Origin of the sequence: Pseudoxanthomonas sp. (assembly GCF_027498035.1) — a bacterium.
GTDB lineage: Bacteria > Pseudomonadota > Gammaproteobacteria > Xanthomonadales > Xanthomonadaceae > Pseudoxanthomonas_A.
In genome coordinates, this window is record NZ_CP114978.1 from 3,790,567 (window position 1) to 3,804,790 (window position 14,224).

General features: G+C 63.6%; 6 protein-coding genes and 2 pseudogenes. All 8 read left to right on the forward strand.

The annotated features are described in order from the left end of the window. Positions 1-2 precede the first annotated feature (2 nt). The 8 genes and pseudogenes from rplA to fusA all read left to right on the forward strand — a co-directional run bounded on the left by rplA (position 3) and on the right by fusA (position 14,192). Positions 3-701, forward strand: a complete 699-nt coding sequence (gene rplA, locus O8I58_RS16655) for a 50S ribosomal protein L1 (protein WP_298318545.1) — start codon at positions 3-5, stop codon at positions 699-701. Between the two features lie 364 nt (positions 702-1,065). Then, positions 1,066-1,617 (forward strand): 50S ribosomal protein L10, encoded by a 552-nt coding sequence (gene rplJ / locus O8I58_RS16660; protein ID WP_298318547.1) that lies wholly within the window; start codon positions 1,066-1,068, stop codon positions 1,615-1,617. Between the two features lie 41 nt (positions 1,618-1,658). Further along, positions 1,659-2,033, forward strand: a complete 375-nt coding sequence (rplL, locus tag O8I58_RS16665) for a 50S ribosomal protein L7/L12 (RefSeq protein WP_298318550.1) — start codon at positions 1,659-1,661, stop codon at positions 2,031-2,033. Between the two features lie 282 nt (positions 2,034-2,315). Continuing rightward, positions 2,316-6,510: pseudogene (rpoB, locus tag O8I58_RS16670) on the forward strand (DNA-directed RNA polymerase subunit beta). A 102-nt stretch (positions 6,511-6,612) separates the two neighbouring features. Next, on the forward strand, positions 6,613-10,830 hold the full coding sequence (gene rpoC / locus O8I58_RS16675) for a DNA-directed RNA polymerase subunit beta' (RefSeq protein ID WP_298323098.1): 4,218 nt from the start codon (positions 6,613-6,615) through the stop codon (positions 10,828-10,830). Positions 10,831-11,065: 235 nt separating this feature from the next. Then, positions 11,066-11,441: pseudogene (rpsL, locus tag O8I58_RS16680) on the forward strand (30S ribosomal protein S12). A gap of 10 nt (positions 11,442-11,451) precedes the next feature. Then, positions 11,452-11,919 carry a 30S ribosomal protein S7 gene (gene rpsG, locus O8I58_RS16685; RefSeq protein WP_298318553.1) on the forward strand — a complete coding sequence of 156 codons (468 nt, stop codon included), beginning with the start codon at positions 11,452-11,454 and terminating at the stop codon, positions 11,917-11,919. A gap of 230 nt (positions 11,920-12,149) precedes the next feature. Further along, entirely contained in the window at positions 12,150-14,192 is a 2,043-nt protein-coding gene (fusA, locus tag O8I58_RS16690) for an elongation factor G (protein WP_298318555.1), read from the forward strand. The last annotated feature ends 32 nt before the right edge of the window (positions 14,193-14,224 follow it).

Below are 14,224 nucleotides of genomic sequence, written 5' to 3' on the forward strand. Positions count from 1 at the left end.
CAATGGCAATGAACAAGCGACAGAAGGCCATCCTGGCCGCAGTGACCCCCGGCAAGGCCTATGGCTTTGACGAGGCCCTGAGCATCCTCAAGAGCGCCACCAAGGCCAAGTTCGTCGAGTCGATCGACGTGGCCGTGCGCCTGGGCGTGGACGCCAAGAAGTCCGACCAGCAGGTGCGCGGTTCCACCGTGCTGCCGGCCGGTACCGGCAAGTCGGTCCGCGTGGCGGTGTTCGCACCGGCCGGTGCCAAGGCTGACGAAGCCCTGGCCGCTGGCGCCGAAGCCGTGGGCATGGACGATCTGGCCGAGAAGATGCAGGCCGGCGACCTGAACTACGACGTGGTCATCGCGACTCCGGACGCGATGCGCGTGGTCGGTAAGCTCGGCACGCTGCTGGGCCCGCGCGGCCTGATGCCGAACCCGAAGGTCGGCACTGTTTCGGCCAACCCGGCCGAAGCCGTGAAGAATGCCAAGTCGGGTCAGGTGCGTTACCGCACCGACAAGGCCGGCATCATCCACTGCACCATTGGCAAGGCCTCGTTCGAAGGCGAAGCGCTGAAGGGCAACCTGCAGGCGCTGCTGGCTGACCTGATCAAGGCCAAGCCGGCGACCGCCAAGGGCCAGTACCTGCAGAAGATTTCGATCAGCTCCACGATGGGTCCCGGCGTGATGGTGGACCAGTCCTCGCTGAGCCTGAAGTAATTGTTGTAACCGGCGGCAGGGCAACCTGCTGCCGGCGTTGTGCTTGAGGGCGATCGATCCGGTGTCATGCCGGGGAGAAAGCCGTCAAAGACCGCAGGTGCGGTCAGCGCGCTCCGACGACGGGCAGGGAAGCTCGGTCCTGGCAAGGATTCGGCGTCGGCGCTAGCGGGACTGCTTGATTGGCTTTACGGCCAGCCCGCGCAGATGGTGCCGCCTTCATCGGTTTGTTCTGGTTTTCCCGTTCCGGGTGCCAGTTGATGAGGCCACCAGTTGGGGTGCTTGGCATCCCCGGTGTCCAGGACGGACGCTGCCCTGGACCGCAAGCGGCAGGAGCCGTGAGCGGAGTTCACAAGAGGAGTGATTAATGGCTCTCAATCTGTCCCAGAAGCAAGAAGTTGTCGCCGAGCTGGCAGAAGTCGCTGCCAAGGCGCACTCCTTGATCGCCGCCGAATACGCAGGCACCACGGTCAGTCAGATGACCGCGATGCGCAAGCAGGCGCGTGAGTCCGGCGTGTACCTGCGGGTCGTCAAGAACACCTTGGCCGCCCGTGCAGTGGAAGGTACCGAATACGAGTGCACCAAGGACTCGTTGGTCGGCCCGCTGCTGTATGCGTTCTCGACCGAGGAGCCCGGCGCTGCCGGTCGCCTGATCAAGGAATTCGCCAAGAGCAACGACAAGCTGCAGCCCAAGGTTGTCGCCGTCGGTGGCCAGCTGTACCCGGCCAGCCACGTCGATGTCCTGGCTTCGCTGCCCACGCTCGATCAGGCCCTGGCCATGCTGGCCCGCGTCCTGGCCGAACCCGCCACGATGTTCGCCCGCGCCGTCAAGGCCGTGGCCGACCAGCAGGGCGGTGGCGACGAAGCGGCTCCGGTCGAAGCGGAAGCTTCCGCTGAAGCCCCGGCTGAATCGGCTTAACTACGTATCCCCATCCAGAATATTTACCGAAGGTAATCACAATGTCCCTGTCCAACGAACAGATCGTCGACGCCATCGCTGAAAAGACCCTCATGGAAGTCATGGAGCTGGTCAAGGCGATCGAAGAAAAGTTTGGCGTTTCCGCCGCCGCTCCGGTGGCTGCTGCTGGCCCGGCCGCTGCCGCTGCCGTGGTTGAAGAAGCGACCGAGTTCAACGTCATCCTGAAGGATGCCGGCGCCAAGAAGGTCGACGTCATCAAGGCTGTCCGCGCCATCACCGGCCTGGGCCTGAAGGAAGCCAAGGACCTCACCGAGGCCGGCGGCGTCCTGAAGGAAGCCGTGTCGAAGGAAGACGCAGAGAAGTACAAGAAGGACCTCGAAGCTGCCGGTGCGACCGTCGAAGTCAAGGCTTCTTAATTCGTCGCCTGGCTCCATCGGCGACACCCGAAGGCCGGGGGCGAAAGCCCCTGGCCTTTGGCCGTTGTTGAAATCGCAGTACGCAAGACGCAAGTAGCCGTTCGTAGTTCGCCACTTGAGTGTGGCCAGAAATCCACGAGTTGGTAGTTGGAAGTAGCGGGAGATGGCGTGCTGGTGCCGGCAATACCAGCGACTTCCAACTGACAGTTCCTCCCATTCGAAAGAATGTTTCCCCTTGGAGCCGCGGACGCGCGGTTCCTCAGATGCCAGAGGCAATGCCCCATGTCGACGACATACTCGTTCACAGAAAAGAAGCGCATCCGCAAGGACTTCGGAAAGCAGCGGTCGATCCTCGAGGTCCCGTTCCTGCTCGCCATCCAGGTCGATTCCTACCGCGAATTCCTGCAGGAGCACGTTGACGCCGCCAAGCGCGACGACCGTGGCCTGCACGCCGCCCTCAAGTCGGTCTTCCCGATCTCCAGCTATAGCGGCAACGCCGCGCTGGAATACGTCGGCTACAAGCTGGGCGACCCGGCGTTCGACGAGCGCGAGTGCCGCCAGCGTGGCATGAGCTACGGCGCGCCGCTGCGCGTGACCGTGCGTCTGGTGATCTACGACCGCGAATCGTCGACCAAGGCCATCAAGTACGTGAAGGAGCAGGAGGTCTATCTGGGCGAAATCCCGCTGATGACCGACAACGGCACCTTCATCGTCAACGGCACCGAGCGCGTCATCGTCTCGCAGCTGCACCGTTCGCCGGGTGTGTTCTTCGACCACGACCGTGGCAAGACCCACAGCTCGGGCAAGCTGCTGTACAGCGCCCGCATCATTCCTTACCGCGGCTCCTGGCTGGACTTCGAGTTCGACCCGAAGGACGCACTGTTCACCCGTATCGACCGTCGCCGCAAGCTGCCGGTGTCGATCCTGCTGCGTGCGCTGGGCTACAACAACGAAGAAATGCTCAACCATTTCTTCGAGATCAACACCTTCCACATCGATCCCAAGGAAGGCGTGCAGCTTGAGCTGGTGCCCGAGCGCCTGCGCGGCGAAACGCTGAACTTCGACCTGGCCAGATGGCGACAAGGTCATCGTGGAAGCCGGCAAGCGCATCACCGCGCGCCACGTCAAGCAGCTCGAAGCCGCTGGCGTCGCCGCGCTGGCCGTGCCGGACGAATACCTGGTCACCCGCATCCTGTCGCACGACGTGGTCGATGCCTCGACCGGCGAACTGCTGGCCAATGCCAACGACGAGATCACCGAAGACCAGCTGGCTGCGTTCCGCAAGGCCGGCGTGGAAACGGTCGGCACCCTGTGGGTGAACGACCTGGACCGCGGCGCCTACCTGTCCAACACCCTGCGCATCGACCCGACCAAGACCCAGCTCGAGGCCCTGGTCGAGATCTACCGCATGATGCGTCCCGGCGAGCCGCCGACCAAGGATGCCGCGCAGAACCTGTTCCACAACCTGTTCTTCACCTTCGAGCGCTACGACCTGTCCAGCGTCGGCCGCATGAAGTTCAACCGCCGCGTGGGCCGCAAGGAAACCACCGGTGAGTCGGTCCTGTTCGACTACAAGTACTACAGCAACCGCAACGACGAAGAGTCCAAGCGCCTGGTCGCCGCCAACGGCGAGACCTCGGACATCCTGGAAGTCATCCAGACCCTGACCGAGATCCGCAACGGCCGTGGCGTGGTCGACGACATCGACCACCTGGGCAACCGTCGCGTGCGTTCGGTCGGCGAAATGGCCGAGAACGTGTTCCGCGTGGGCCTGGTCCGCGTCGAGCGTGCCGTGAAGGAACGCCTGTCGATGGCCGAGTCCGAAGGCCTGACCCCGCAGGAGCTGATCAACGCCAAGCCGGTGGCCGCCGCGATCAAGGAATTCTTCGGCTCCTCGCAGCTGTCCCAGTTCATGGACCAGAACAACCCGTTGTCGGAAGTCACGCACAAGCGTCGCGTCTCGGCCCTGGGCCCGGGCGGCCTGACCCGCGAGCGCGCCGGCTTCGAAGTGCGCGACGTGCACCCGACCCACTACGGCCGCGTCTGCACCATCGAAACGCCGGAAGGCCCGAACATCGGCCTGATCAACTCGCTGGCCGTGTACGCCCGCACCAACTCGTATGGCTTCCTCGAGACGCCGTACCGTAAGGTCGTGGACGGCCAGATCACCGACGAGATCGAATACCTGTCGGCGATCGAAGAAAACGAGTACGTGATCGCGCAGGCCAATGCGCTGCACGATGCCAAGAGCCGCCTGACCGAACAGTTCGTGCCTTGCCGCTTCCAGGGCGAGTCGCTGCTGAAGCCGCCGGCAGACGTGGACTTCATGGACGTTTCGCCCATGCAGACCGTGTCGATCGCCGCGGCGCTGGTCCCGTTCCTGGAACACGATGACGCCAACCGCGCACTGATGGGCGCCAACATGCAGCGCCAGGCCGTGCCGACGCTGCGTTCGCAGAAGCCGCTGGTCGGTACCGGCATCGAGCGCGCCGTGGCGCGTGACTCGGGCGTGACCGTCAACGCGCGTCGCGGTGGTGAAGTCGTGCAGATCGACGCCGCCCGCATCGTGGTCAAGATCAATGAAGACGAGATCGTCGGCGAGCACGATGCCGGCGTCGATATCTATTCGCTGATCAAGTACACCCGCTCCAACCAGAACACCTGCATCAACCAGACCCCTCTGGTGAACGTGGGTGACGTGGTGGCGCGTGGCGACGTGCTGGCCGACGGTCCGTCCACCGACATCGGCGAACTGGCCCTGGGCCAGAACATGCTGATCGCGTTCATGCCGTGGAACGGCTACAACTTCGAAGACTCCATCCTGCTCTCCGAGCGCGTGGTGGAAGAGGATCGCTACACCACGATCCACATCGAAGAGCTGACCGTCCAGGCGCGTGACACCAAGCTTGGACCGGAGGAAATCTCGGCCGACATCCCGAACGTTTCGGAGAGCGCGCTGAACCGCCTCGACGAATCCGGCGTGGTGTACATCGGTGCCGAAGTGCGCGCCGGCGACATCCTGGTCGGCAAGGTCACGCCGAAAGGCGAGAGCCAGCTGACCCCGGAAGAGAAGCTGCTGCGCGCGATCTTCGGCGAGAAGGCTTCGGACGTGAAGGACAGCTCGCTGCGCGTGCCCCCGGGCATGGACGGCGTGGTCATCGACGTGCAGGTCTTCACCCGCGACGGCATCGAGAAGGACAAGCGCGCGCGCCAGATCGAGGATTCCGAGATCAAGCGCGTCAAGAAGGACTTCGACGACCAGTTCCGCATCCTGGAAAACGCGATCTTCTCGCGCCTGCGTAGCTCGCTGGTGGGCAAGGTCGCCAACGGTGGCACCAACCTGAAGAAGGGCGACACCGTCACCGACGCCTACCTGGACGGCCTGAAGAAGGCTGACTGGTTCGCCATCCGCATGAAGGATGACGACGCGGCCGACGCCATCGAACGCGCGCAGAAGCAGATCCAGGCGCACGAGAAGGAGTTCGAGCGTCGCTTCGCCGACAAGCGCGGCAAGATCACCGCTGGCGACGACCTCGCCCCGGGCGTGCTGAAGATGGTCAAGGTGTTCCTGGCCGTGAAGCGCCGCATCCAGCCGGGCGACAAGATGGCAGGCCGCCACGGCAACAAGGGTGTGGTCTCCAACGTGGTGCCGGTCGAAGACATGCCGTACATGGCCGATGGCCGGACCGTGGACATCGCGCTGAACCCGCTGGGCGTGCCGTCGCGTATGAACATCGGCCAGATTCTGGAAGTGCATCTTGGCTGGGCCGCAAAGGGCCTGGGCAAGCGCATCCAGACCATGCTCGACGAGCAGCGTGCGGTGACCGAGCTGCGTGAGTTCCTGGGCAAGATCTACAACCACGACGCAGCGCTTTCGGGCGATCGCGTGGAACTGGATCAATTCACCGATGCCGAGCTGATTGCACTGGCCAAGAACCTGACCGACGGCGTGCCGATGGCGACCCCGGTGTTCGACGGTGCGCATGAGGACGAGCTGCGCGAGATGCTCAACCTGGCTTACCCGGACGGTGATGCACAGACCGAACTGCTTGGCTTCAACCCCAGCAAGACGCAGATGCAGCTGTATGACGGCCGCACCGGCGAGGCGTTCGATCGCAAGACCACGGTTGGCTACATGCACTACCTGAAGCTGAACCACCTGGTGGACGACAAGATGCACGCCCGTTCGACCGGTCCGTACTCGCTCGTCACCCAGCAGCCGCTGGGCGGCAAGGCGCAGTTCGGCGGCCAGCGCTTCGGCGAAATGGAAGTCTGGGCGCTGGAAGCCTACGGTGCGGCGCACACCCTGCAGGAAATGCTGACGGTCAAGTCGGACGACGTGCAGGGCCGCAACCAGATGTACAAGAACATCGTCGATGGCGAACACGAGATGGTCGCGGGCATGCCGGAATCCTTCAACGTGTTGGTGAAGGAAATCCGCTCGCTGGCCATCAACATGGAGCTGGAAGACAACTGATCGCGCTGCCGGCGCGGTGGCCCAGGTTGCCGCGCCGGACGTCCCCATTCGACCAGCCCATCGACAAGCATTCCTCCTGAGGGAGAAACACCATGAAAAGACCTGCTCAACCTCTTCAACCAGCAGCGCCAGACCCTGGACTTCGACGCGATCAAGATCGCGCTGGCGTCGCCGGACCTGATCCGCTCGTGGTCCTTCGGCGAAGTGAAGAAGCCGGAAACCATCAACTACCGTACCTTCAAGCCCGAGCGTGACGGCCTGTTCTGCGCCGCCATCTTCGGACCGATCAAGGACTACGAGTGCCTGTGCGGCAAGTACAAGCGCATGAAGCACCGCGGCGTGGTCTGCGAGAAGTGCGGCACCGAAGTGACCCTGGCCAAGGTGCGCCGCGAGCGCATGGGCCACATCGACCTGGCCTCGCCGGTCGCGCACATCTGGTTCCTCAAGTCGCTGCCCTCGCGCATCGGCCTGATGCTGGACATGACCCTGCGCGACATCGAGCGCGTGCTGTACTTCGAAGCCTACGTGGTGACCGAGCCGGGCCTGACCCCGCTGGAAAGCCGCCAGCTGCTCAACGAAGAGCAGTACATGACTGCGCGCCAGGAGCACGGCGACGACTTCGACGCCGCGATGGGCGCCGAGGCCGTGTTCGACCTGCTGCGCGGCATCGACCTGCAGGCCGAGATGGTCAAGCTGCGCGAGGAAATCGCCAGCACCGGTTCGGAAACCAAGCTCAAGCGCCTCACCAAGCGCATCAAGCTGGTCGAAGCCTTCCTGGAATCGGGTAACCGTCCGGAATGGATGGTCATGACCGTGCTGCCCGTGCTGCCGCCGGACCTGCGTCCGCTGGTGCCGCTGGACGGCGGACGCTTCGCGACCTCCGACCTGAATGACCTGTACCGCCGCGTCATCAACCGCAACAACCGCCTGCGCCGCCTGCTGGAGCTCAATGCTCCGGACATCATCGTGCGCAACGAAAAGCGCATGCTGCAGGAGTCGGTTGACGCCCTGATGGACAACGGCCGTCGCGGCCGCGCCATCACCGGGACCAACAAGCGCCCGCTCAAGTCGCTGGCCGACATGATCAAGGGCAAGCAGGGCCGCTTCCGCCAGAACCTGCTCGGCAAGCGCGTGGACTACTCGGGCCGTTCGGTCATCGTGGTCGGTCCGTACCTGAAGCTGCACCAGTGCGGCCTGCCGAAGAAGATGGCGCTGGAGCTGTTCAAGCCGTTCGTGTTCGCCAAGCTGCAGCGTCGCGGCCTGGCCACCACCATCAAGGCCGCCAAGAAGCTGGTCGAGCGCGAAGAAGGCGAAGTCTGGGACATCCTGGAAGAAGTCATCCGCGAGCATCCGGTGCTGCTGAACCGTGCGCCGACCCTGCACCGCTTGGGCATCCAGGCGTTCGAGCCGGTGCTGATCGAAGGCAAGGCCATCCAGTTGCACCCGCTGGTCTGTACTGCGTTCAACGCCGACTTCGACGGTGACCAGATGGCCGTCCACGTGCCGCTCTCGCTGGAAGCCCAGCTGGAAGCGCGTGCGCTGATGATGTCCTCCAACAACATCCTGTCGCCGGCCAACGGCGAGCCGATCATCGTGCCGTCGCAGGACGTGGTGCTGGGTCTGTACTACATGACCCGCTCGCTGGAGAACAAGAAGGGCGAGGGCATGGTGTTCGCCAACATCGCCGAAGTGAAACGCGCCTACGACAACCGTGCGGTCGAACTGCACGCCAAGGTCAAGGTCCGCATCACCGAGACGGTGATCGCCGACGACGGCAGCCGCGAAAAGAAGACCTCGATCGTGGACACCACGATCGGTCGCGCCCTGCTGGCTGAAATCCTGCCGGATGGCCTGCCGTTCGCGCTGGCCAACACCGACCTGACCAAGAAGAACATCTCGCGCCTGATCAACTCCAGCTACCGCCAGCTGGGTCTGAAGGACACGGTCGTGTTCGCCGACAAGCTGATGTACACCGGCTTCCATTACGCAACGCGCGCCGGCGTGTCGATCGGTATCGACGACATGGTCATCCCGGACGAGAAGAAGGGCATCCTGGGCGAGGCCGAACAGGAAGTGCTGGAAATCCAGCAGCAGTACCAGTCCGGCCTGGTCACCGCCGGCGAGCGCTACAACAAGGTCGTGGACATCTGGTCGCGTACCAACGAGCGCATCGCCAAGGCGATGATGGACACCATCGGTACCGACAAGGTGCAGAACGCCAAGGGCGAGACCATCAACGAAAAGTCGATGAACTCGCTGTACATCATGGCCGACTCCGGTGCCCGTGGTAGCCAGGCGCAGATCCGTCAGCTGGCCGGTATGCGCGGCCTGATGGCGCGTCCGGACGGCTCGATCATCGAGACGCCCATCAAGGCGAACTTCCGCGAAGGCCTGAACGTGCAGGAGTACTTCAACTCCACCCACGGTGCCCGTAAGGGCCTGGCCGATACCGCGCTGAAGACGGCGAACTCCGGTTACCTGACCCGTCGCCTGGTCGACGTGGCCCAGGACGTGGTGATCACCGAAGTCGATTGCGGCACCTCGGAAGGTCTGACCATGACCCCGATCGTGGAAGGCGGCGACGTCGTCGAGCCGCTGCGCGAGCGCGTGCTGGGCCGCATCGTGGCCGAGGACGTGTTCCTGCCGGGCAACGACGAAGATCCGATCGTCACCCGCAACACGCTGCTGGACGAAGCCTGGGTGCAGAAGCTCGAAGACGCCAGCGTGCAGTCGGTGAAGGTCCGTTCGACCATCACCTGCACCTCGGACTTCGGCGTGTGCGCCTTGTGCTACGGCCGTGACCTGGCCCGCGGCCACACCGTCAACATCGGCGAAGCGGTCGGCGTCATCGCCGCCCAGTCGATCGGTGAGCCCGGCACCCAGCTGACCATGCGTACGTTCCACATCGGTGGCGCGGCATCGCGTGCGGCCGCCGTGGACAACATCACGGTCAAGACCACCGGCTCGGTGAAGTTCAACAACCTCAAGTCGGTCGAGCACGCCAGCGGCAACCTGGTCGCGGTGTCGCGTTCGGGCGAACTGTCGGTGCTGGACGCCCACGGCCGTGAGCGCGAACGCTACAAGTTGACCTACGGCGCGACCATCAACGTCAAGGACGGTGATGCAGTCAAGGCTGGCCAGACCGTGGCCAACTGGGATCCGCATAACCATCCGATCGTGTCGGAAGTGGCTGGTTTCGTGCGCTTCGTGGACTTCGTCGACGGCATCACCGTCATCGAGAAGACCGACGACCTGACCGGCCTGGCTTCGCGCGAGATCACCGATCCGAAACGTCGTGGTTCGATGGGCAAGGACCTGCGTCCGCTGGTGCGCATCGTCGACGCCAAGGGCAACGACCTGAACATCCCGGGCACCGACATGCCGGCGCAGTACCTGCTGCCGCCGCGCTCGGTCGTCAACCTGCAGGACGGTGCATCCGTCGGCGTGGGTGACGTGGTGACCAAGGTGCCGCAGGAAGCGTCCAAGACCCGCGACATCACCGGTGGTCTGCCGCGCGTGGCCGATCTGTTCGAAGCGCGCAAGCCGAAGGATCCGGCGATCCTGGCCGAGCGTTCGGGCGTGATCAGCTTCGGCAAGGACACCAAGGGCAAGCAGCGCCTGATCATCAAGGACACCGATGGTTCGGAACACGAAGAGCTGATTCCGAAGTTCCGCCAGATCATCGTGTTCGAAGGTGAACACGTGGCCAAGGGTGAAACGATCGTGGACGGCGAGCCCTCGCCGCAGGACATCCTGCGCCTGCTGGGTGTCGAGCCGCTGGCCGCTTACCTGGTCAAGGAAATCCAGGACGTGTACCGCCTGCAGGGCGTGAAGATCAACGACAAGCACATCGAAGTGATCACCCGTCAGATGCTGCGCAAGGTGGAAATCACCGATGCCGGCAACAGCAAGTTCCTGGCGGGCGAGCAGGTCGAGAAGCAGCGCATGATCGAAGAGAACGCCAAGCTGGTGGCCCGCAAGGAGCTCCCGGCCCAGGCCGATCCGGTCCTGCTGGGTATCACCAAGGCCTCGCTGGCCACCGAGTCGTTCATCTCCGCGGCTTCCTTCCAGGAAACCACCCGCGTGCTGACCGAGGCTGCCGTCCGCGGTACCCGCGACAGCCTGCGCGGCCTGAAGGAAAACGTGATCGTGGGCCGTCTGATCCCGGCAGGTACGGGTCTGACCTACCACGCAGGACGCCGTCGCAACGCATCGGGCTTGACCGAGTCGGAAATGGCGGCCCTGTCGGGTCCGGCCAGCGCCGAAGCGGTCGCCGAAGGTGGCGAAGCAGAGTCGGAAAGCGGCGCCGAGCAGCAGTAAGCAAGACCGGCCAGCCCCCGCGGGGGCTGGTCGTGCCAAGTGGAAAGGGGCGCAGGATGTGCCCCGTATCCCGGTCGGGGATCGACCAGACGGCTGTATGCATTTCGTCGGTTGACGACAAATTCAACAGCCAGCTATACTCTCCTGTCTCGGCGGGCCGCTTTTACGGCCTGCCGTCATTTTCACGCATAAGGCCTGGCTTTCTCCGGCCTGGCCTTCATTAAAGAATCCAAAGATGGCAACCATCAACCAGCTGGTCCGCAAGCCGCGGCAGGCGACCCACGTACAAGAGCCAGTCGCCCGCACTGGATAACTGCCCGCAGCGCCGTGGCGTCTGCACCCGCGTCTACACCACCACGCCCAAGAAGCCGAACTCGGCGCTGCGCAAGGTGGCCAAGGTGCGCCTGACCAACCAGGAAGAAGTCATCAGCTACATCGGTGGCGAAGGGCACAACCTGCAGGAGCACTCCGTGGTGCTGATCCGTGGCGGTCGCGTCAAGGATCTTCCGGGTGTTCGTTACCACACCGTCCGCGGTTCGCTCGACGCCGCCGGCGTTGCCAAGCGTCGCCAGGGCCGTTCCAAGTACGGCGCCAAGCGTCCGAAGAGCTGAGGGATAAGACATGTCACGTAAAGGTTCCGCGCCGCAGCGCACCGTTCTGCCTGACCCGAAGCACGGGTCGCAGACCATCGCCCGTTTCATCAACATGGTGATGCTGAGCGGCAAGAAGTCCGTCGCCGAAAAGATCGTCTACGGCGCCATGGATGTCATCGGTGAGAAGAATCCCAACGCCCTCGAGCTGGTCGAGAAGGCGCTGGAAAACATCTCCCCGGCCGTCGAAGTCAAGTCGCGCCGCGTTGGTGGTGCTACCTACCAGGTGCCGGTCGAAGTGCGCGCCTCGCGCCGCCTGGCACTGGCGATGCGCTGGTTGATCGAATCGGCTCGCAAGCGTGGTGAAAACACCATGCCGCGCAAGCTGGCTGCTGAGCTGGTCGATGCCTCGGAAAATCGTGGCGGCGCCATCAAGAAGCGCGAAGAAACCCATCGTATGGCCGAAGCCAACAAGGCTTTCGCGCACTACCGCTGGTAATGGCAAAGCAGGGGGCTTGATTCATCGGTCCCCAGGCGCCACATAGGCGCCACACTGCGGTGATCGCCGCGCCAGGTCATGAAAGCCGCCCCCGGGCGGCCTTTGGTCTTTAGGACTCTGGCGATCTTCCGCTCCCGTCCGCGCCTTCTGGCGCGGCGTTCTTTCAACATAGAGAGAGACTGTCGTGGCCTCGCACCACTCCCATCGAGCGTTACCGCAACTTCGGCATCATGGCCCATATCGACGCGGGCAAGACCACCACGTCGGAGCGCATCCTGTTCTACACCGGCGTGAGCCACAAGATCGGTGAAGTGCACGATGGCGCCGCCACGATGGACTGGATGGAGCAGGAGCAGGAGCGTGGCATCACGATCACCTCTGCTGCGACCACCGCCTTCTGGTCGGGCATGGATAAGTCCCTGCCGCAGCACCGCTTCAACATCATCGACACCCCCGGTCACGTGGACTTCACCATCGAAGTCGAGCGTTCGCTGCGCGTGCTCGACGGCGCGGTGTTCGTGCTGTGTGCCGTCGGTGGCGTGCAGCCGCAGTCGGAAACCGTGTGGCGCCAGGCCAATAAGTACGCTGTGCCGCGCCTTGCGTTCGTCAATAAGATGGATCGCACCGGTGCCAACTTCAACAAGGTCGTCGAGCAGCTGAAGGCCCGCCTGGGTGCCTACGCCGTGCCGATGCAGGTGCCGATCGGCGCCGAAGACGGCTTCGAGGGCGTGATCGACCTGGTCAAGATGAAGGCGATCCACTGGGATACCGCCTCGCAGGGCACCGTATTCGAGTACCGCGACATCCCGGCGCACCTGCTGGAAGAGTCGGAGGCTGCCCGCAGCTTCATGGTCGAGGCCGCGGCCGAAGCCAGCGAGACCTTGATGGATAAGTACCTCAATGAGGGCGAGCTGTCCGAAGAAGAGATCCTGTCGGGCCTGCGTGAGCGCACCCTGCGCGTGGAAGTGGTGCCGGTGTACTGCGGTACAGCCTTCAAGAACAAGGGCGTGCAGGCTATGCTCGACGGCGTGATCCAGTTGCTGCCGTCGCCGACCGATCGTCCGCCGGTGCAGGGCGTTGACGAAGACGACAAGGAAGACAGCCGCAAGGCGGGCGACAACGAGCCGTTCTCGGCGCTGGCGTTCAAGATCATGACCGACCCGTTCGTGGGTTCGCTGACCTTCTTCCGCGTGTACTCGGGCGTGTTGAATTCCGGCGACGCCGTATACAACCCGGTCAAGTCGAAGAAGGAGCGTGTGGGTCGCATCCTGCAGATGCATTCCAACAATCGCGAAGAAATCAAGGAAGTGCGCGCAGGCGACATCGCTGCCGCTGTCGGCCTGAAGGACGTCACTACGGGTGACACGCTTTGCGCGCAGGACAAGATCATCACCCTGGAACGCATGGTGTTCCCGGAGCCGGTGATCTCGATGGCGGTCGAGCCCAAGACCAAGTCGGACCAGGAAAAGATGGGTATCGCCCTGGGTCGCCTGGCGCAGGAAGATCCCTCGTTCCGCGTCCGCACCGACGAAGAATCCGGCCAGACCATCATCGCCGGCATGGGCGAGCTGCACCTGGAGATCCTGGTCGACCGTATGAAGCGCGAGTTCAACGTTGAAGCCAACGTTGGCAAGCCGCAGGTTGCTTACCGCGAGACGATCCGCAAGGGCGTCAAGCAGGAAGGCAAGTTCGTGCGCCAGTCCGGTGGTCGCGGCCAGTACGGCCACATCGTCATCGAGATGGAGCCGGCCGAGCGTGGCGCGGGTTTCTCCTTCGAGAGCGCGATTGTGGGCGGCGTGGTGCCGAAGGAATACGTCGCCGCTGCCGGTAAGGGCATTGAAGACGCGCTGAAGAATGGTGTGCTCGCTGGCTTCCCGGTGGTCGACGTGGCCATCAAGGCCGTCGACGGTTCGTACCATGACGTCGACTCCAACGAAATGGCGTTCAAGGTCGCCGGCTCGATGGCGTTCAAGGAAGCTTTCAGCAAGGCCAGCCCGGTCCTGCTGGAGCCGATGATGAAGGTCGAGATCGTCACCCCCGAGGATTACCTGGGCGACGTGATGGGTGACGTGAGCCGTCGTCGCGGCATCCTGCAGGGCCAGGACGACACGCCGTCGGGCAAGGTCATCAACGCCATGGTCCCGCTGGGCGAGATGTTCGGTTACGCCACCACGCTGCGCTCCATGTCGCAGGGTCGCGCAACCTTCTCGATGGAGTTCGACCACTACGCCGAAGCGCCGGCCAATATCGCCGAAGCAGTCACCAAGAAGTAAGGCCTGGCCGCTTCGCTAACGCATCAATACAG